16 protein-coding genes are annotated in these 18,865 nt (G+C 41.1%); 9 read left to right on the top strand and 7 right to left on the bottom strand.

What is annotated here, in order from left to right:
• Positions 1-12: 12 nt before the first annotated feature.
• On the bottom strand, positions 13-1,056 hold the full coding sequence (gene hemE, locus SporoP8_RS13370) for a uroporphyrinogen decarboxylase (RefSeq protein ID WP_085132963.1): 1,044 nt from the start codon (positions 1,054-1,056) through the stop codon (positions 13-15).
• Positions 1,057-1,348: 292 nt separating this feature from the next.
• Here hemE and SporoP8_RS13365 point away from each other — a divergent pair, with 292 nt between their 5' ends.
• The 3 genes from SporoP8_RS13365 (at position 1,349) to SporoP8_RS13355 (ending at position 4,005) form a co-directional block, all read left to right on the top strand.
• On the top strand, positions 1,349-1,858 hold the full coding sequence (locus SporoP8_RS13365; protein ID WP_085132962.1) for an antibiotic biosynthesis monooxygenase family protein: 510 nt from the start codon (positions 1,349-1,351) through the stop codon (positions 1,856-1,858).
• Between the two features lie 175 nt (positions 1,859-2,033).
• On the top strand, positions 2,034-3,197 hold the full coding sequence (locus SporoP8_RS13360) for a M20 metallopeptidase family protein (RefSeq protein WP_085132961.1): 1,164 nt from the start codon (positions 2,034-2,036) through the stop codon (positions 3,195-3,197).
• Positions 3,198-3,468: 271 nt separating this feature from the next.
• On the top strand, positions 3,469-4,005 hold the full coding sequence (locus tag SporoP8_RS13355; protein WP_085132960.1) for a competence protein ComK: 537 nt from the start codon (positions 3,469-3,471) through the stop codon (positions 4,003-4,005).
• Here the strand turns inward: SporoP8_RS13355 and SporoP8_RS13350 are convergent.
• The gene (locus SporoP8_RS13350; RefSeq protein WP_085132959.1) at positions 3,968-4,345 is read right to left on the bottom strand and encodes a YhjD family protein; all 378 of its coding nucleotides are present in this window, start codon (positions 4,343-4,345) and stop codon (positions 3,968-3,970) included. The genes SporoP8_RS13355 and SporoP8_RS13350 overlap by 38 nt on opposite strands.
• Before the next feature lie 334 nt (positions 4,346-4,679).
• Here SporoP8_RS13350 and SporoP8_RS13345 point away from each other — a divergent pair, with 334 nt between their 5' ends.
• The gene (locus tag SporoP8_RS13345) at positions 4,680-5,855 is read left to right on the top strand and encodes an IS110 family RNA-guided transposase (protein ID WP_085132958.1); all 1,176 of its coding nucleotides are present in this window, start codon (positions 4,680-4,682) and stop codon (positions 5,853-5,855) included.
• Between the two features lie 78 nt (positions 5,856-5,933).
• Positions 5,934-7,264 (top strand): IS3 family transposase gene (locus SporoP8_RS13340; protein WP_232319244.1). Its coding sequence is split into 2 segments (ribosomal slippage): positions 5,934-6,315 and positions 6,315-7,264, totalling 1,332 coding nucleotides; the frame shifts between segments, so codons are not numbered across the junction.
• A gap of 197 nt (positions 7,265-7,461) precedes the next feature.
• On the opposite strand, the gene SporoP8_RS13335 is transcribed toward SporoP8_RS13340, so the two are convergent.
• Genes SporoP8_RS13335 through SporoP8_RS13325 form a run of 3 tightly spaced genes read right to left on the bottom strand, consistent with a single transcriptional unit; the run spans position 7,462 to position 9,946 of the window.
• Positions 7,462-8,028 carry a nuclear transport factor 2 family protein gene (locus tag SporoP8_RS13335; RefSeq protein ID WP_085132957.1) on the bottom strand — a complete coding sequence of 189 codons (567 nt, stop codon included), beginning with the start codon at positions 8,026-8,028 and terminating at the stop codon, positions 7,462-7,464.
• Between the two features lie 60 nt (positions 8,029-8,088).
• Positions 8,089-8,769 carry a response regulator gene (locus SporoP8_RS13330; protein WP_085132956.1) on the bottom strand — a complete coding sequence of 227 codons (681 nt, stop codon included), beginning with the start codon at positions 8,767-8,769 and terminating at the stop codon, positions 8,089-8,091.
• 28 nt (positions 8,770-8,797) lie between these two features.
• Positions 8,798-9,946 carry a sensor histidine kinase gene (locus SporoP8_RS13325; protein ID WP_198166021.1) on the bottom strand — a complete coding sequence of 383 codons (1,149 nt, stop codon included), beginning with the start codon at positions 9,944-9,946 and terminating at the stop codon, positions 8,798-8,800.
• A 150-nt stretch (positions 9,947-10,096) separates the two neighbouring features.
• Between SporoP8_RS13325 and SporoP8_RS13320 the strand changes: the two genes are divergently transcribed.
• The 4 genes from SporoP8_RS13320 (at position 10,097) to SporoP8_RS13305 (ending at position 14,945) form a co-directional block, all read left to right on the top strand.
• On the top strand, positions 10,097-10,729 hold the full coding sequence (locus tag SporoP8_RS13320) for a YigZ family protein (protein ID WP_085132955.1): 633 nt from the start codon (positions 10,097-10,099) through the stop codon (positions 10,727-10,729).
• Positions 10,730-10,907: 178 nt separating this feature from the next.
• Entirely contained in the window at positions 10,908-11,939 is a 1,032-nt protein-coding gene (locus tag SporoP8_RS13315) for an LCP family protein (protein WP_085132954.1), read from the top strand.
• A 182-nt stretch (positions 11,940-12,121) separates the two neighbouring features.
• A protein-coding gene (locus SporoP8_RS13310; RefSeq protein ID WP_099628087.1) for an IS3 family transposase occupies positions 12,122-13,467 on the top strand; the annotation gives its coding sequence in 2 pieces (ribosomal slippage) (positions 12,122-12,566 and positions 12,566-13,467; 1,347 coding nt in all).
• 132 nt (positions 13,468-13,599) lie between these two features.
• Positions 13,600-14,945 (top strand): IS3 family transposase gene (locus tag SporoP8_RS13305; protein ID WP_099628087.1). Its coding sequence is split into 2 segments (ribosomal slippage): positions 13,600-14,044 and positions 14,044-14,945, totalling 1,347 coding nucleotides; the frame shifts between segments, so codons are not numbered across the junction.
• A 512-nt stretch (positions 14,946-15,457) separates the two neighbouring features.
• Here SporoP8_RS13305 and SporoP8_RS13300 read toward each other — a convergent pair.
• Positions 15,458-16,750, bottom strand: a complete 1,293-nt coding sequence (locus tag SporoP8_RS13300) for an IS4 family transposase (RefSeq protein ID WP_143560437.1) — start codon at positions 16,748-16,750, stop codon at positions 15,458-15,460.
• A gap of 887 nt (positions 16,751-17,637) precedes the next feature.
• Complete coding sequence (locus tag SporoP8_RS13295) at positions 17,638-18,681, bottom strand: glycosyltransferase family 4 protein (protein ID WP_085132953.1); 1,044 nt, start codon at positions 18,679-18,681, stop codon at positions 17,638-17,640.
• Positions 18,682-18,865: the final 184 nt, after the last annotated feature.

Here is an 18,865-nt window from a genome sequence, read left to right as displayed (position 1 = left end):
GTAATTGGATTATTATTTCGAACGTAATTCTCTACTATATTCATGTACGAAAGCTGTTAAGCGTTTCAATGTTGCAGGTTGTACTTGAGGGAATACGCCATGGCCCAAGTTGAAGATGTGGCTACCGTGCTCTACACCTTGTTCAACAATAAGCTTTGCACGTTCTTCGATGACTGACCAGTCTGCCAGTAACATGGACGGATCCAAGTTTCCTTGCACTGGTTTTGTCATACCGCGCTCACCAGCTTCTTTTATAGACAAGCGCCAATCCAGTCCGACCACGTCGACTGGTAGGTCATGCCATTCATTCGCCAAGTGACTTGCGCCGACTCCGAATGTAATCAATGGAACATTCAATTTACGTAGTTCCGAGAAAATACGAGTCATAGTAGGTTTAATGAAGATTCGGTAATCCGAAACATTTAATGCGCCTACCCATGAATCAAATATTTGCACGGCTTTCACGCCAGCGTTAACTTGTGCTTGGATATAACTAATCGTCATATCAGCTAATTTATCCATCAATGCGAACCAAGCTTGTGGCTCAGATACCATGAAGGATTTTGTCAGGTTATAGCTCTTTGAAGGACCGCCTTCGATCATATAGCTCGCAAGTGTAAACGGTGCGCCTGCAAAACCGATCAGTGGAACATTCAATTGCTCTTGTGTCAGCATTTTTATCGTATCCAAAACATAAGGAACTTGCTCTTCTGCTGAAAACTCCCCTAAGTTAGCGATGTCTTGTGCAGAACGAATCGGGTTGGAGATAACAGGGCCTACGCCTGGTTTAATCTTTACATCTACTCCGATCCCTACAAGTGGTGTAACGATATCTTTATATAAAATGGCTGCATCTACATCATATTGATCTACTGGAAGTTTTGTTACATACGCACATAGTTCAGGCTGATGCGTAATTTCTTCCAAGGAGTATTTCTCTTTGATTTTAAGATATTCGGGCTGTGAACGTCCCGCTTGACGCATGAACCAAACGGGTGTGTGTTCAATTTCCTCGCCTCTCGCAGCACGTAATAATGTATCATTAAAAGTTGACATATTCAGAGATACCTCTTTCCATATTTTTAATTTCTTCCACGTGACTCATATACGTTCTCATGATAAACCGTTGACAAGTTAATGTATAGTGAATTGCGCCTTTGTCATAATTTTGTGCTAAGACAACTCCTATTTCTGCCATGCTTTAGACAATCATTCCTAACTTGCTTGCAATAAGTGTTTGATTCGGGTGATTTAAGGGAATTACTACATGTAGAATCATACACTGTAAATAGTGCTTTCAATAAAACGTAGCACTGACGATCGTTACTAGCCAAAGGAGGAATTTTCTATGAATATTTATATGACAACTGGAACGCTGGGTTTTATGGAGAAAATCAAAGATCAGCACGCTGACGAATCAATACTTTTAATGAACGGTGGCGGTAATACGCTGTTGCTTCATGAGACGAATGGCAAAAGCATATTTCAAACACCAAGGAAGTTTGAAGTAGTAGGTTCTTACGGTAACCTGACAGAGCCTGGATTCTTTGCAATGGATAACGTTGCGGTGACAGATGAAGGGAAACCTATTTTCGAACATCAGTACAAGCACTTAGGTGAAAATCTTCAAAACATGCCAGGTTTCGTAGCATTCCGCTTACTGCGCCCTATCGGTTCTGATACGTATACATTATTGACGCAATGGACAGATCGACGGTTGTATGAGATTTGGTATAACTCCCCTGGTAATCAGTTATCCGATAAAACGGTATTCAAGGATGCGGGTGGTGCTACACAACATATCTTCACAAGCGCCCCATACACTACTCATTATAAAACCCCTACTGAAGAGGTTTGACGTTTCGACGTCAGACCTTCTTTTTATTGGAAAGTGATCTAACTTATCATTTTTATACTATATTCATTCAGTTTATTTACTCGACACTTCAAAACATGAGTTTGCGATGTGGCTTGCTGCTTGCTATACTGAATGAGCTGATTGACTTATTTGTCTATTCGAGAGGGGTTTTATAATGAGAAAACAATTATTCCAGAAACTTGAACAATCTTATGACGATATGGTAGAGATTCGCCGATATTTACATATGAACCCGGAAGTTTCGTTTAAAGAAACGAAAACCGCTGCCTATATCGCTGACTTTTATAAACAGCTTGGCATAGAAGTACGTACTGGAGTAGGCGGCAATGGTGTCGTCGCAAGAGTCAAAGGCGCGAAGCCAGGAAAAACAGTTGCTTTGCGGGCAGACTTTGACGCATTACCTATTCAAGATCAAAAAGAAACACCATATGCATCCACTGTTCCTGGCGTTATGCATGCTTGTGGACACGATGGCCATACTGCTACGCTCCTTCAATTAGCAAAAGCAATGAATGAAATGCGCGATGAGCTTTCTGGAGAATATGTATTTATCCATCAACATGCGGAAGAATTGGCTCCAGGCGGTGCGATCGCGATGATTGAAGACGGCTGTTTAGAAGGTGTCGATGTCATTTTCGGCACGCACTTATGGTCATTATTCGAATCAGGTGTCATCTGTTACGCTTCAGGCCCGATCATGGCTGCAGCGGACCGATTCCACATTACAATTCAAGGAGCTGGCGGACACGGCGCTTCTCCACATCAAACGAAAGACGCGATCGTCATCGGTTCACAGCTAGTGATGAACTTACAACAAGTCGTCTCAAGACGTACAGATCCTATCGAGTCAGCTGTTCTATCAGTCGGTTCATTCGTGGCAGAAAACGCCTTCAACGTCATCGCGGATCAAGCTGTTCTAAGCGGAACCGTTCGCACGTTCACCAATGACATACGCAACCTAATGGAACAAGAAATAAAGCGTATAGCAGAAGGCACAGCCTTGGCGCACGATTGTGAGATCACTGTAGAATACTTCCGCGGATATCCAGCAGTGGTCAATCATGAAAATGAAACGAACTATCTAAAAGCTGTTGCTGAATCTATTCCAGAATTAAAAGGTGTAGAAGAAATGCAACCTCAAATGGGTGGGGAAGACTTCGCCTACTATCTTGAAAAAGTTCCGGGCACTTTCTTCTTCACAGGCGCTCGGCCGATAGATGCATACCCTCACCACCATCCACGTTTTGACATTGATGAAAAGGCTATGATTGCTGCGGCTAAAACATTAGGTGCAGCGGCTATTGAGTATCAGAACTGAATTTTAGTCATACACTGAAGATCACGCCTTCGATAGTAGGCATGTCTTCAGTTTTTTAATTCATTTTATGACTACTATGTGAATTGGCTCACCGCGGTTTCCTCCCAAACGCGTCCACCTACAACATCGTGCCACCACCTATCCATCACTAATCGATAAAATCCACCACGTTAATAGAATATTTACTCTTTTTATAATATTATAGTTGATTTTAGTTTTTTCTATACTATAATTAATACGTATATGGTCCTATTAAACGGGAGGGAACGACATGGCTAACCCACATTATCTATCGTCTTACATCGTTACATTTCATACTTTTGCATTACTTCATGGGCAACATGCGAATCCATACTATACAAAAGTAGTGGAAAGCGACCGGACTTTTATCGTTGAGAAAACACCACTTGAAATCATGAGGGATTCTTGTGCACATTACCGTTCCAACTTTGAGGCCATCATTAACAGCTCCAAAATGGATTTGAAAAATCGACCGAAGCCACCCATCATGCTGACACATTCAAATGACCGACCATTATTATTTTTTCCTTTACTGTCCCCTACATTACATAAAAACTCATGGGTAGCCTATCATGCAGTAAAAGACGCTGTGCAACACGAAGAGGGTGTGACCGTTATTTTAAAAAACGACACGCAGATGCAATTAGATACTTCGATAGCTACTGTTTATCGTCAAATGGCGCTATCACATATTTTGTTTCAACGATTTGAAAATGCTCAGGAAGAATTGCGAAGTTCTTATTATATGATCATGGAGCCGAAGAGTTCTGACACGACAATTTCCTAATATACAAATTCAATAACTCTTCCGATCGATTACGTAAACGGACATTCAAATAACGACGTATATCTTGATAGCCATCATGTAAAAATATATATTCCGTAAATAGTTCATCTGTTGAATGGCGTATCACTTTCATTTTATGCTCTTGCAAGTACATAGAAGTTGTTTGTAAATCAACAGAAACTGTATTCATCGTTTCGTCCAGCAAATTAAGATACGGACTTTTCAATTTAAACGGTACCTTCTCTAACAATCGACGGTCACGTTCCATAATCGTCAATAGCATAGGAAGATAAATGTAGTTCTCCAAATATGGCATTGCCTCTGCGGGGATCAAAGGCATTGAAATCGCCTCCTTATAGAACGTATGTTCTTCAGTTGATTATAATTCCTTTAGCGAAGAAAAGCAAGTACTCTTAGTATGGCTTTTTTTTGCATAAAAAACTATATGATTGCTTCGCAATCTCTGCCATGACGGAAAGGTAGCTCGTCCAGTATAATGAAGATAGGTAATACAAATCCGTACGTTTAATGGGTTTTGCCGAACCTGTATAAAAAACTGGATGAGCTTCTTATCACGAGCGATCAGCCGATTACGTCTTAGAACGTGGAAATAAAATTTCTATTTTTCATAAGGAGCTCCATTACCTACACTTTATTCGATGGAGGGATTCTAAATGGAAATCATGGTAGAAACATGTTGTGGCATCGATGTCCATCAAAAAACCATTGTCTGTTGTATTCTGGATGGTCCCTTAGATACGAATCGGCCTAAAAAGTATGAAAGAACGTTTGGTACTCGCACCCATGAGTTACGTCAAGCACTTGACTGGTTGAATAATCATGAAGTAACGGATGTCTTTATGGAAAGCACCGGACAATATTGGTTACCTGTGTTCAATATTTTTTCCGAAGCTCCGTTTCATATTACACTTGCCAATCCTCAACATATTAAGAATGTTCCTGGACGAAAAACGGATACGAAAGATGCCGAATGGATTGCCCAGTTGGGTCGTTGTGGTCTTATTCAGGCTTCATATATTCCCGACTTCAAAGTGATGGAATTGCGATTACTGACGAGGCGCAGACAGTCCTACATGCAAAAACGAACGCAGGCCAAAAACGAACTACACAATGTGCTTCAACGATCCAATATTAAACTCACTGGCTACTTGTCGGATATTTTTTCAAAGACAGGACAAGCCTTACTCCGACTATTTATTGACGGAGAAGTAGTAAGCATCGAACGGATAGAGGCATGTAGACATGGACGTGTGAAAGCGTCTGCGCAGGATTTATTGACCGCGATGGATGGGAAACTAAGTAGGATCAATCGTCGATTATTGGAAGATTCTTTCGAGGAATATCATTTTTATTCACGAAAGATCAAGCAGATAGAGGAAGACATTGAACGTCATATTTTGGAGTACTTTCCGGAAGAGTACGCGCTGCTGATGGAAATACCTGGTGTGAAACAACAGAGTGCCGCTGTTATTTTAGGAGAAATTGGCCCAAATGTAGAGGCCTTTCTAACAGTTGGACATTTAGCTTCTTGGGCAGGGGTTTCTCCAGGGTCTAATGAAAGCGCAGGGAAGAAAAAAAGTTCACGCACCACTCAAGGGAATAAATATTTGAAGACCGCACTGTATGCAAGTGGTGGGATGGCCGGTCGTTCTAAGGATCCAGCCTTTAGTTCACTCTATTATCGTATTTCTGCTCGGGGATCGAAGATGAAAGCCGTGGTCGCCTGCGGTCATAAATTATTGAGGGTTATTTATAAAGTATTATCGGAACGAGTGCATTACAACAAAGAAAAAGCCCTAGGATCGCGGCAACTAAAATGTACCCTATAAGATAGACACTTTGAAAAAAGTCTATCCTATAGGGTACTTTTGTTTATAATGAATAAAAAGATGTGGGAGCGGATGAATGTGACTGAACGATTGTTTACCTTAAAAGAACAAGCACGCTTGCAATGCAATCCTAACGTACAAGCTGTTAGTGATAAATCCATCACCTATACAGATGAGTTTAAACGTCATTTTATTTCGGAAAATGAAAAAGGAAAACTGCCGCGAGACATTTTTGAAGAGGCTGGATTAGATGCCGATTTAATAGGAGCAGTTCGGATTAAATCTGCAGGAAAGCGTTGGCGTGCCGCCTATAGAAAAAGCGGGGTGGAAGGCTTACAAGACACACGAAAAACCAATTCAGGCCGTCCATCAGAACGCGACTTGACATCCGAAGAAAAGATTGAACGTCTAGAAGCGAAAAACCGCTTATTACAGGCGGAAAATGAACTGTTAAAAAAGCTCGATCTACTCGAAAGGCAGATGATGAAAAAGAAATCACAATCCAAACGACGCTAAAATATGAACTAATTAATTTCACCATCCAAAAGTATAAATTAGCACGTTTGGTGAGCTACTTATGCGAACTTATGGAGGTATCGCGTTCGGGCTACTATAGGCACTTTGGAGAGAAATCTAAACAGAAACGTGCCGCTCGCGAACAGGCAGACGAAGTTGTAAAGGAAATCATTTTAAAGGCCTATCATTTTCGAGGACGAAAAAAAGGAGCACGCCAAATTAAAATGACACTCGAAAATCAGTACGGCATTACATATAACCTAAAACGCATTCGCCGGATTATGAAAAAATTCGATATCATCTGTCCCATCCGCAAAGCCAACCCAGCACGTCGTATGGCAAAGGCGACGAAAGAGCACCGCACATGTGAAAACACGTTACAACGTGAGTTTAAGCAAGGGGTGGCTGGAAAGGTATTATTGACCGACATCACCTATTTGACATATGGAAATGGCAAACGTGCTTACTTGTCAACGATTAAAGACGCCCAAACGAATGAAATTTTAGCCTATGAAGTTTCTTCTTCGTTAGGTTTGGAGATCGCAATGAATACGCTTCGCAAACTAAAGAAACATCGTCATTTAATGACAGATGCCTTTATACATTCAGATCAAGGATTTCATTATACAAACCCAAAGTATCAGGCAGCAGTGAAGAAAATGGGGTTAGGACAATCGATGTCACGCAGAGGGAACTGTTGGGATAATGCTCCACAGGAATCATTTTTCGGTCACTTCAAGGATGAAACCAATATAAAAGATTGTGAGACAATGGAAGAAGTTAGGCGGGAAATCAAGAGTTATATGACGTACTATAACCATTATCGCGGGCAGTGGAACTTGAAAAAGCTGCCGCCTGCAGAATACAGACGACAGCTTCAACAAGCAGCTTAGGCTTTTTTTATAATTGTCCTTTACAAAGGGTACATTTTAAACAATCAAAGGACTTTCTCTCAAATTAAAAAATTTTCGCATGTCTATTATAACATAGGTAGTGCTTTTTTTTGCTTTTTTCAACTTATTCTTTCAAATAAAAACTTCCAGTTAGCCTCACTGGAAGTTTTGTCGTTACGTTAATATATAAAATGATTTTATTCGTTTACCGGTTCATCGCCAATAAAGTGGATAGAGAACACTTTCCATGCCCCATCTTCTTTAGTGAAAACAGTCACTTGGCGACCTTCTGGTGAATTTTCCACTCCCGTCTCAATATCCGTGAATGTCGTTTTCAACGTAGAAAATAACTGTGCGCTATCCTCTGAATATTTTACGATCGTTTCATTATCTGTTTCACGTTTCATCTTAGTATTCTCAAGCATTTCTTCCGTAGCCTGTCGCTCTTCTTCTAGATCATAGCCTTCGGTAGAAAGCGTAGCGAGATAACCTTCTACGTCTTGATTGTTCAATGTTTCGATGTAGTTTTCAAAAGCAGCTAGAATTTCTTCTTTAGCTTCTTTTGGTACGTCTGCCGCTTCTTCAACCTCGTCACCCGACATACTAAACCCTACTTTATTATCGTCGACTCCATGATCGATAGCACCATTGCCTGGTGCAGCTTCGCCAGTTTCTGGATTGTTCTGTTCGGTTTCATCTGCGTTACCACATGCGCCAAGTGCAAGCACTAATGCCATGGACGCGACTGCTATCTTTTTCTTCATATGCCCCTCCTACGTAGAGAAAAAGGCCTTCCGTATACAAAGACCTTTTTCATTCTATTATTATTTTACTTCTACCCAACCATTTTTGATTGCTGTAACAACCGCTTGTGTGCGGTCATTTACACTCATTTTTTGCAAAATGCTGGAAACGTGGTTTTTCACCGTTTTTTCTGAGATGAAGAGCGTTTCACCAATTGTTCGGTTACTCTGGCCATCTGTCAACAATTGTAGAACTTCACATTCGCGCTTCGTCAATAAATGAAGAGGGCGTCGAATGTCGTTCTGCTGGAAGGATCCTTTATGTTCTCTCTCGCTCAAACGACGGAATTCTGTTACCAAATTATGCGTGATTTTAGGATGTAAGTATGAACCACCATTTGCTACTACTTTGATCGCTTGAATAATTGCGTCTGCATCCATTTCTTTCAGCATGTAGCCAAGAGCACCTGTTTTCAAAGCGTGTGTTACGTAGGACTCGTCGTCATGAATGGATAGCATGATAACGCGCGCATCCGGAAACTCTTTAACTAATTGCTCTGTCGCGTCTACACCATTCATGCGTGGCATATTAATATCCATCAACACGACGTCTGGCTCGTACTCTCTGTACAATTCAACTACTTCGACTCCATCGTCGCCTTCTGCTACTACGTTAAACGATTCTTCAAAATCCAAAATTCGTTTAACTCCTTCACGGAATAATTGGTGGTCATCTACTATCAAAATTTTTGTCGCTTCCATATCCTATTCCTCCCAGTAATTACCTTACTTACAGTTCTTCGTCCAATGGAATTTGAAAAAGAATTGAAGTGCCTTCCCCTACTTTCGAAGTGACCTTCATTTTCCCTTTCAATAATTCCACACGTTCTTGCATGCCAATTAAACCAAATGATTTCTCTTTTACTTCATTTGTATCAAAGCCGAGGCCTTGGTCTTTGATTAATATATTAACTGAATCTCGTAACCATTCAATTTTCACCCATATTTCATCAGTTTTCGCATGTTTAATACTGTTATTCACTGATTCTTGGATGAGACGGAAAATACCTACTTCAAAATTGGTGGCAAATCTTTTCTCTGCTCCATTGCTTTGAAAATGAATGATGAGCGGCGCCTCATATTCACTTATGGTCAATAAATACTTTCGCAATGTGGGAACAAGCCCTAAGTCATCCAAAGCCATTGGTCGCAAATTATAAATAATACGACGTACTTCAGATAACGCTCCTCTCACCATTTCTTTTAGGTAAGATAGCTCTTGCATTGCTTCTTCCGGACCATGTTTAACAAACGTTTTTTCGATTAAGCCAGAACGCATCAAGACATTGGCTAGCATTTGCGCAGGTCCATCATGAATATCACGTGATAAACGCTTACGCTCTTCTTCTTGGGCCTGGATAATCTGAACCGCAAAATCTTGTTTTTGCCGAGCCGTTTCCAGTGCTGTGCTTACATTTTTCAAATCAGATGTTAAATATGTGATTACAGTAGTTACTTGGTTAACAAGTTGGTCCGCTCTTTCAATTGTAGAGAGCAGTAACATCAATCGACGTTCAAGTTCATCTCGTCTTTCACGAAGTTGTTTCTCTTCCATTTTATTAATGGAGGCGCGTACAAGCAAGTCATTTGCCACACTATAAGCGTGTTTAACTTCTTCTTCACTATACGTTTCAAAATCTTTTGATACAGCAGCAAGACGTTTTCTTGAGTGACGTGACATATCATCTAAAGAGTCACCTTCTGTTATCACATGAGAAATACTTTCTTTCACTTCTGCTAACTCTTTTTGCATCTCTTCAAAACTTCGGCGGCTTTGTTCACTAATTAAAAAAATGTCGCTTTTTGAACGATCCATTACATTAACCATGTTGCCAAAGATTTTCTCCATCTGTTGAATGTCAATTTCCTTATCGTTCAAATAACTCCCTCCCGCATCCGTTTATGTGAAATTTCGCAAAGTGAGCATTATTGCAGTTTAGCCTAAATACTTATACACTTCATATATAGTATATCATTTTAATGATGAGAAAGTATTATAAGTATATTACAAATGTAGGGGGAACGACAAATGCGAGCTAATTATAAAACCGTAAAACTGCACGGAGAGAGTGAATTCGTCATCCAAAAATCCCGTTTTCTGTCATTTGTCAAAAGAGTCGAGACAGAACAAGAAGCACTGGACTTCATACAGGACATTAAAAAGAACCATCATACAGCTACACATAATTGTTCTGCCTATATCATAGGAGAACATGACCAGATCCAAAAAGCGAACGATGACGGTGAGCCTTCAGGCACAGCCGGCTTCCCCATTTTGGAAGTGCTAAAAAAGCAGCACTTAAAAGATACCGTGATTGTCGTGACACGCTATTATGGCGGCATCAAACTCGGTGGCGGCGGACTAATCCGCGCTTATGGTAAAGCAGCATCTGAAGGCATTGCCGCAACAGGTATTGTGGAAAGAAAATTACACACACTAGTTAAAACTTCTATCGATTATACATGGCTAGGCAAAGTAGAAAACGAAATACGGCAATCCGACTACCCGTTAAAAGAGATCGTCTATGAAGAGGACGTTGAACTCTTTTTATATGTTCCTGAAGAACAGCAGGAGATTTTTCAGGAATGGATGATGGAACTAACGAACGGCCAGGCGATCATCGCCACAGCCGGACATAAATTCCTAGAGTTCGACATCTGACTATACGTCCAATTGAAAAGCGGGTATAATGGTAGAAGGTGAACCTTATTGAGTAGTAAGTCTGAATTCATTCAATCACCTTGAATTTTTATGTGAAGATTGGCCACTAATCATTAAAATGAACTTCCCATAGATTCGCCATTGACGGTTTTTTCCGCCGTACCCCTGGAGGTATAACATGAAAAGAGAAGAGTATAAGAAAAAAAAGGGTTCCAAAACAAAACGCTTCTTAAAAATAGCATTATTTACATTCTTCATCGCAGCCTTAGCCGTTTCCGCTTATGCATTCAAGCTTCATAACCAAGCGATGAACGTACTCGATCGCTCTTATGAACCTATCGCTAAGCAAGATCCGCCAGAAATATATGTAGAACCCGCAAAAGATAAAGTGTCGATTCTCTTGATTGGTGTAGACGAAAGCGAAGCACGCCAAGATAGAGAAGCGCACGGAAGATCAGACGCTTTAGTGCTCGCCACTTTGAACCCTAAAACCAAAAGTATCAAACTCGTCAGCATACCTCGTGATTCCCATGTTTATATTCCACAGGTAAACTATAGAGATAAAATCACACATGCCCATGCCTATGGTGGAACAAAAGCCTCTATTGATACAGTCGAAGAACTATTCGATATTCCGGTCAACTATTACGTCAAAATGAACTTTAATGCATTCATCGATGTGGTAGATGCACTTGGCGGAGTCGAAGTCGAGGTGCCATACGAGCGTATTGAGAAAGATGAAAACGATAAAAATGCGATTCATCTCATGCCAGGAGTTCATCGTCTAGACGGCCGCCACACATTAGCCTTAGCACGTACTCGTAAACTTGATAATGATATTGAGCGTGGTAAACGCCAGCAGATGATTCTTCAGGCGATGATCAAAGAAGCGACATCGATTACTTCCATTACAAAATATGGAGACGTGATCAATGCGCTAGGCGAAAACATGAAAACCGATATGACCTCCAAGCAAATGTTGTCGTTTATCCAATATATAAAAAGCGGACTTCCGGATGTGGATACGATCACTTTAACAGGCTATGACGATATGTCGACAGGTACTTACTATTACAAGTTAGACGAGCAGAAACTAGAAGAAGTGAAACAAATTTTGAAATCCCATCTAGGCATAATTCCAGACTCCTCTTCCCTAACCGAGCTAGACACGGACCAATACTCCGCATCCGCTCAAAGCAACTATCAATAGTACAATCAGAAGCGATGTGACCTTAACTGGTTTCATCGCTTTTTTATAGATAGAGGAAGGAAAGTGTAGGCCGATTAGAGAGTGAGAAGTAGAGAATGGTTTGGGATTTGCGTTTCAGAGGGGACGCTTTTGAACTGCACCCCAAAACTTGGACACATTCAAAGGAAAAGGATGTGGTTCAAGTGAGAAAAATTCATGTAGAAGATAAGATTCAAGCGGTTAAACGATACATTGAAGGTAATGAAAGTCTTCGTGAAATCGCTCAATCTATCGGAATTGATAAGAGTGAAATTCGTTATTGGGTACAGCGATATCGGTATCACGGAGAAAATGGTTTCAAGAAACCCTGTACAAGTTATTCTGTACAATTTAAACTGGACGTAATCCATTATATGGTTGATGAGAATACGTCCCTCAGAGATACTGCTGCCCGCTTCAACTTAACGCACCATTCCACGCTTAGAAGATGGGTAAATGCGTATAGGGAAGAAGGGGCGGACGCCTTGTCACCAAAAGAAGAGGGGCGTCTATCCATGAAACAAAACCCAGAAAACAAGAAGAAACCATCTGTTTCTGAAAAAGAACTACAAAAGGAAATTGATTTCTTACGAATGGAAAATGCTTATTTAAAAAAGTTAAATGCCTTAGTTCAGGAACAGGAAAAACTACTAAAGAAAACAAAGCGCAAGTAGTCTTCGAACTAAGGCACCGATTCACAGTGAGTGCGCTTCTACAACTGGCAGAACTTGCCCGCAGCACGTATTACAACTTAGTAAACCGATGGGATCGATCTGACCCTGACGCGACTATTAAACAGCTGATTCTTAGCATCTATCATGAGCACAAAGGACGTTACGGCTACCGGCGGATTCAAATGGAATTACGATGTCTCGGCCATATTGTGAACCATAAAAAAGTACAACGCATTATGAAAGTGCTGAACCTTACCTCTCTAGTCCGGATCAAGAAATACCGTTCGTACAAAGGAAAAGTGGGCAAGACCGCCCCGAATATCCTGGAACGAGATTTCCAAGCAGAGCAGCCGAATGAAAAGTGGGTAACGGATATTACTGAGTTCAAGCTATTTGGAAGCAAGTTCTATTTATCCCCGATGTTAGATTTATTTAACGGAGAAATCATTGCGTATACACTCGGTTCCAGACCAACCTATGTCTTGGTTGACGAGATGTTGAATCAGTCATTACAGACCCTAACAAATCAGGATCAACTAGTCATCCATTCAGACCAAGGTTGGCATTATCAAATGAAACCATATCAAAATACATTGAGCGAAAAAGGGATTACCCAAAGTATGTCCCGAAAGGGCAACTGTTACGATAACGCGGTCATGGAAAGTTTCTTTGGCACGTTTAAATCCGAATTTCTGTATCTACAGGAATTTGAAAATAGGGAACAATTCACAAAAGAGCTAGCCGAATATATCTCCTATTACAACTCCAAACGTATTAAATCAAAATTGGGGATGAGTCCGATAGAGTATCGAACTCACCACCAGCTTAGTGCGTAATAAAACTTGTCCAACTTTTGGGGGTCACTTCATTTCTGGAGGGGGTGCGGTGAGTCGATCAGTCGCTACGCTCCTTCTGATGAACTGCACCCCAAAACTTGGACACATTCAAAGGAAAAGGATGTGGTTCAAGTGAGAAAAATTCATGTAGAAGATAAGATTCAAGCGGTTAAACGATACATTGAAGGTAATGAAAGTCTTCGTGAAATCGCTCAATCTATCGGAATTGATAAGAGTGAAATTCGTTATTGGGTACAGCGATATCGGTATCACGGAGAAAATGGTTTCAAGAAACCCTGTACAAGTTATTCTGTACAATTTAAACTGGACGTAATCCATTATATGGTTGATGAGAATACGTCCCTCAGAGATACTGCTGCCCGCTTCAACTTAACGCACCATTCCACGCTTAGAAGATGGGTAAATGCGTATAGGGAAGAAGGGGCGGACGCCTTGTCACCAAAAGAAGAGGGGCGTCTATCCATGAAACAAAACCCAGAAAACAAGAAGAAACCATCTGTTTCTGAAAAAGAACTACAAAAGGAAATTGATTTCTTACGAATGGAAAATGCTTATTTAAAAAAGTTAAATGCCTTAGTTCAGGAACAGGAAAAACTACTAAAGAAAACAAAGCGCAAGTAGTCTTCGAACTAAGGCACCGATTCACAGTGAGTGCGCTTCTACAACTGGCAGAACTTGCCCGCAGCACGTATTACAACTTAGTAAACCGATGGGATCGATCTGACCCTGACGCGACTATTAAACAGCTGATTCTTAGCATCTATCATGAGCACAAAGGACGTTACGGCTACCGGCGGATTCAAATGGAATTACGATGTCTCGGCCATATTGTGAACCATAAAAAAGTACAACGCATTATGAAAGTGCTGAACCTTACCTCTCTAGTCCGGATCAAGAAATACCGTTCGTACAAAGGAAAAGTGGGCAAGACCGCCCCGAATATCCTGGAACGAGATTTCCAAGCAGAGCAGCCGAATGAAAAGTGGGTAACGGATATTACTGAGTTCAAGCTATTTGGAAGCAAGTTCTATTTATCCCCGATGTTAGATTTATTTAACGGAGAAATCATTGCGTATACACTCGGTTCCAGACCAACCTATGTCTTGGTTGACGAGATGTTGAATCAGTCATTACAGACCCTAACAAATCAGGATCAACTAGTCATCCATTCAGACCAAGGTTGGCATTATCAAATGAAACCATATCAAAATACATTGAGCGAAAAAGGGATTACCCAAAGTATGTCCCGAAAGGGCAACTGTTACGATAACGCGGTCATGGAAAGTTTCTTTGGCACGTTTAAATCCGAATTTCTGTATCTACAGGAATTTGAAAATAGGGAACAATTCACAAAAGAGCTAGCCGAATATATCTCCTATTACAACTCCAAACGTATTAAATCAAAATTGGGGATGAGTCCGATAGAGTATCGAACTCACCACCAGCTTAGTGCGTAATAAAACTTGTCCAACTTTTGGGGGTCACTTCATTTCTGGAGGGGGTGCGGTGAGTCGATCAGTCGCTACGCTCCTTCTGATCGTCTCTCCTGTCACCCTGATCCTCCCAGAGTCGCCCCTCTTACACTCCAATCCTACCTTTCGACTATAAATAGTTTAGGAGTACATTGAAGTTATTAACTGATTTCATGTTGTTCACTTCACCTTTTTAAGTGCAAATTTCAAATTCACAAGCAGAAATGACTTTGACTTCGACTCTATAAATCCAAAAATCGACACGAGGTGATCGTAAGCGCAAAGCGGCGACCGATGGATCAGCGGGAGCCTTGAGACCATAGGCGTCAACTTAATGAATAGTTAATCGGTTGTATGATTTGAAATGAAGTTTTTTTAAAAAAACTTTATTATTTTTAGACTTTCGAGTTTCGCTCCTATTTGTTTCGGGTATATATTTATAACAGGATTTGATTTTATGCATGCCAAATAAAATTCATTTCCCCCTATTTTTTTCTTTAGGTATTCCAACCGATAGGACTCGGTTCTTTAATATTTTTCCTTCCAATTGAACGAAGGATTCTTTCTAGACTTTCTAGGGTGTTTTGCCAGACCGTTTCATCACGGGCTCGCCAAAGCACCCATATTTTTTTGCCAACTTCTCGCATTGTGATCTGTTCACTCAAAATCAACCCTTCGTTTTTCCAGAAATGAATACGGAATTGGTAGGTAATCAATGTACTGAGAAGCAGCCTAATCAGCTCCACGTACAGATGAGATTGCCATCTTTCTATCTTCATTCTTCGAAAGTGCGCTACTTTAAAATCACTTTTCCACGATCTAAACAGAAGTTCAATTTGCCATCGATATCGATACAATGCGATAATTTCTTCCGCTGGGACTGTGGGTGGCAGATTGGATATCATCATGGAAACTCCTGACAAATCTCTGGATTTTTGTTTGATGATTCCTGGCTTTGTCCGGTTACGCACCGCGATTTTCTGGTCTTGACGACTTTGTTCCTTTTGGGTCATACGATATAAAATTAAGCGTGTGGGAATCTTGGAGTTGGCCCCCATATATACAAGAGGATATTCTTTATACTCTCCTCGGTTGATCGAAGGGAAAACACTTTCTATTAACAATCGTTCATATGCATATTTCTGCATAAGAGACCCGTCTGGATGGTACTGTGGGTTGGGATGGAGGGTATGGAATTGTGTATCGGCTTTGGCGCGAGAAACAAAGAACGCTTCCTTCTCATTTATCCCTTCTAATATCTTGAATTTAAAGTAGCCTAAGTCTTGTAAAAACACGTCATTCTTTTGTAGGTTTTGTAATCTATCCAACCCAGCAGGACCATCACCTGCTTTTCCTGGCTGTAAGTTGATATACAAAAAGCGCCCCGTGAGTAAATCAAATTCTATCTGGATTTTCACGCCAGCTCCCACACTTCCAGGATAGAATTCACTACAGTCCATAGATAACGTCACAGTAGTTCCATCTAATACTCGTATAGAGCGAAAAGGAATACTACTTCTAAACGGTATGGAGCTAAGCTCCAATGTCAATTGCGCATCATATAGAAGTAAGAATATTTTTTGTAAGAATAGGACCATAGGTTGGTTAATTCGTTTATTCAATGCCTGTTTGGATAAGTGAATATCGGAATTACCTAGGTCCCCACACATACCTGTTAATGAAAGGGTAGAAAGCACACCGGGTTTAGTAAAAATCATGTTTAAAAAAGAAATAAGCGTGAACTTCCGATTTCGTTGTATAAATTTTGTTTCTCTAGCTAAATCGTTCAATTCTTTTGGGTGGCAGAAGCTGAAATAACTGTTTTAATTGATAAACTGGATGATGCGGCTTCATAGTAGACTCCTCCTTTATTGGTTTTACTCTATAAATACCAACAAAGAAGGAAGTATAACCCTATATTTTTTCTTAAGTTGACGCCTATGGCCTTGAGACCCCGGACAGTATGCCTTAATTTCTGAAAAGTACACAGAAATTAAGGCAAAGCAAACCCTTCGCTGTTCACTTGGCTCAAGCCGAGCCCATGGGAAGGCATCCCCAACTGGTGCTTCCATGCCCTCACACTCACACATTCACTCACCACACCCAAAACTCTTGCTCTTGAACTTAACCATATTCAAAGACAACAATAACTAACACACCACCTTCAGTAAGTGATTCAACTACCTCCACTATCCACGTAGGATGGAAGCGGAAGTTGGGGCGACTCCTGGAGGATCAGCGTGAGTTCGAGACCCTGGACTGAACGAAGTGAGGGAAGCGGCTCGGGCCACGCCCTCAGGAAAGCGTCCCCAACTGGAGCTTCCATCCCCTCATACTCACAAATTCCCTCACCACTCCACCACTCTTGCTTTTGAACTTAAATAAGTTTAAAAGCAACAATAACTAACACACCACCTCCAGTAAGTGATTCAACTACCTCCACTATCCACGTAGGATAGAAGCAGAAGCTGGCGGCGAGTGCAAAGATGTGCTCCTAACGCTTCGCTTTTACTCGCAAGTACCGTTCTTCGTTACGGCTCTTCCCACGAGCCCATGAGAAAGCGTCCGCCTGGAACGTCGATCAACGGTACCCTCCCCCAGCAATCACTTCATCTTTATACATTTCAGCATAAAAAAAGCCCTCATCCGCTTCTTAGCAGACAAGGACTCGTTTTACTTATTTACCAATCATGCGTACTAAATTTAACAACGGACGATAATTCGCCCCTGCCAGACCAATCAACTCTACAAACAGCTCAATCACAATCAGCATAACGAAGATCAGAAGCAACGCGCCCCACACGGTTGCTTGTGAGAACAATACAGCAGCTGCTCCGAATAGAATCGCAATACCATAAATCGTCAGCACAGCTTGTCTATGCGAGAACCCTACGCGCAATAAACAGTGATGTAAATGCGACTTATCTGCCGCTGTAATAGACTGCTTCATGCGAACTCGTCTTACAATCGCAAAGAATGTGTCTGAAATAGGAACACCTAGCATAATAATTGGAATAATTAGGGATACCACTGCAACATTCTTAAAGCCAAGTAATGCCAGAACCGAAATCATAAATCCTAGGAATAGCGATCCAGTATCGCCCATAAAAATTTTCGCCGGATGGAAGTTGAACACTAAGAATCCAAGCGAACTAGCTGCCAATATAGAAGCGGTTGCAGCAACGAAGACATCTCCCATTAATAAAGCCATTACCGTAATGGCAATGAGCGCAATAGTGGAAACACCTGCTGCTAAACCATCTAATCCGTCAATCAAGTTGACAGCGTTCGTGATTCCGATGATCCAAATAATCGTGATCGGAATACTTAAATAACCAAAGTCGAGTTGCCCAAGAAAAGGCAAGTTGATGAATTCAATTTGTAAGCCGCCCCATAGAACAACGACCAACGCAGCCGCTAGTTGGCCTAACATTTTTGCTTTTGCTGTGATTTCCAGCATATCGTCTAAAAAGCCAATCATGACGATCAGTACTGCACCGATTAGGATGCTTACTGCGTGCTCGTCTTTCGGCAATAATATAGCATATCCAATAATAAACGCTCCGAAGATCGCGAGCCCGCCGATTCTAGGCATGATTCTCGCGTGAACTTTCCGATAATTGGGGCGGTCAACCGCACCGATCCGATACGCGAATTTGATGACTAGCGGTGTTAGTATAATTGCAGCGATAAAAGCTACAGACATTGCAATGAATAACATGTCTTTCCTCCCCAATTAGCATTAAGTACATATCGCCTTTTAGTATAACATGATTGTTGCTAGTTTTCATCCTTTAGTACGCATTACTTATCTGTTCCCTTACTTGCTTACATGCAAACACTATTAAACACCGCCACGACGAGGATTTAGCCATTTTTACGCGCGGTAAATTGTCATAAATCTA

The organism is Sporosarcina ureae, assembly GCF_002101375.1.
Taxonomy (GTDB): Bacteria; Bacillota; Bacilli; order Bacillales_A; family Planococcaceae; genus Sporosarcina; species Sporosarcina ureae_B.
Note: the sequence above shows the minus strand (reverse complement) of the source record. Positions and strands in the feature narration are given on the sequence as shown.

Excerpts from the sequence above, each read along its gene's own strand:
- hemE (WP_085132963.1), bottom strand. The coding sequence starts at position 1,056 with ATGTCAACTTTTAATGATACATTATTACGTGCTGCGAGAGGCGAGGAA.
- SporoP8_RS13365 (WP_085132962.1), top strand. The coding sequence starts at position 1,349 with ATGAATATTTATATGACAACTGGAACGCTGGGTTTTATGGAGAAAATC.
- SporoP8_RS13360 (WP_085132961.1), top strand. The coding sequence starts at position 2,034 with ATGAGAAAACAATTATTCCAGAAACTTGAACAATCTTATGACGATATG.
- SporoP8_RS13355 (WP_085132960.1), top strand. The coding sequence starts at position 3,469 with ATGGCTAACCCACATTATCTATCGTCTTACATCGTTACATTTCATACT.
- SporoP8_RS13350 (WP_085132959.1), bottom strand. The coding sequence starts at position 4,345 with ATGCCTTTGATCCCCGCAGAGGCAATGCCATATTTGGAGAACTACATT.
- SporoP8_RS13345 (WP_085132958.1), top strand. The coding sequence starts at position 4,680 with ATGGAAATCATGGTAGAAACATGTTGTGGCATCGATGTCCATCAAAAA.
- SporoP8_RS13335 (WP_085132957.1), bottom strand. The coding sequence starts at position 8,028 with ATGAAGAAAAAGATAGCAGTCGCGTCCATGGCATTAGTGCTTGCACTT.
- SporoP8_RS13330 (WP_085132956.1), bottom strand. The coding sequence starts at position 8,769 with ATGGAAGCGACAAAAATTTTGATAGTAGATGACCACCAATTATTCCGT.
- SporoP8_RS13320 (WP_085132955.1), top strand. The coding sequence starts at position 10,097 with ATGCGAGCTAATTATAAAACCGTAAAACTGCACGGAGAGAGTGAATTC.
- SporoP8_RS13315 (WP_085132954.1), top strand. The coding sequence starts at position 10,908 with ATGAAAAGAGAAGAGTATAAGAAAAAAAAGGGTTCCAAAACAAAACGC.
- SporoP8_RS13295 (WP_085132953.1), bottom strand. The coding sequence starts at position 18,681 with ATGTTATTCATTGCAATGTCTGTAGCTTTTATCGCTGCAATTATACTA.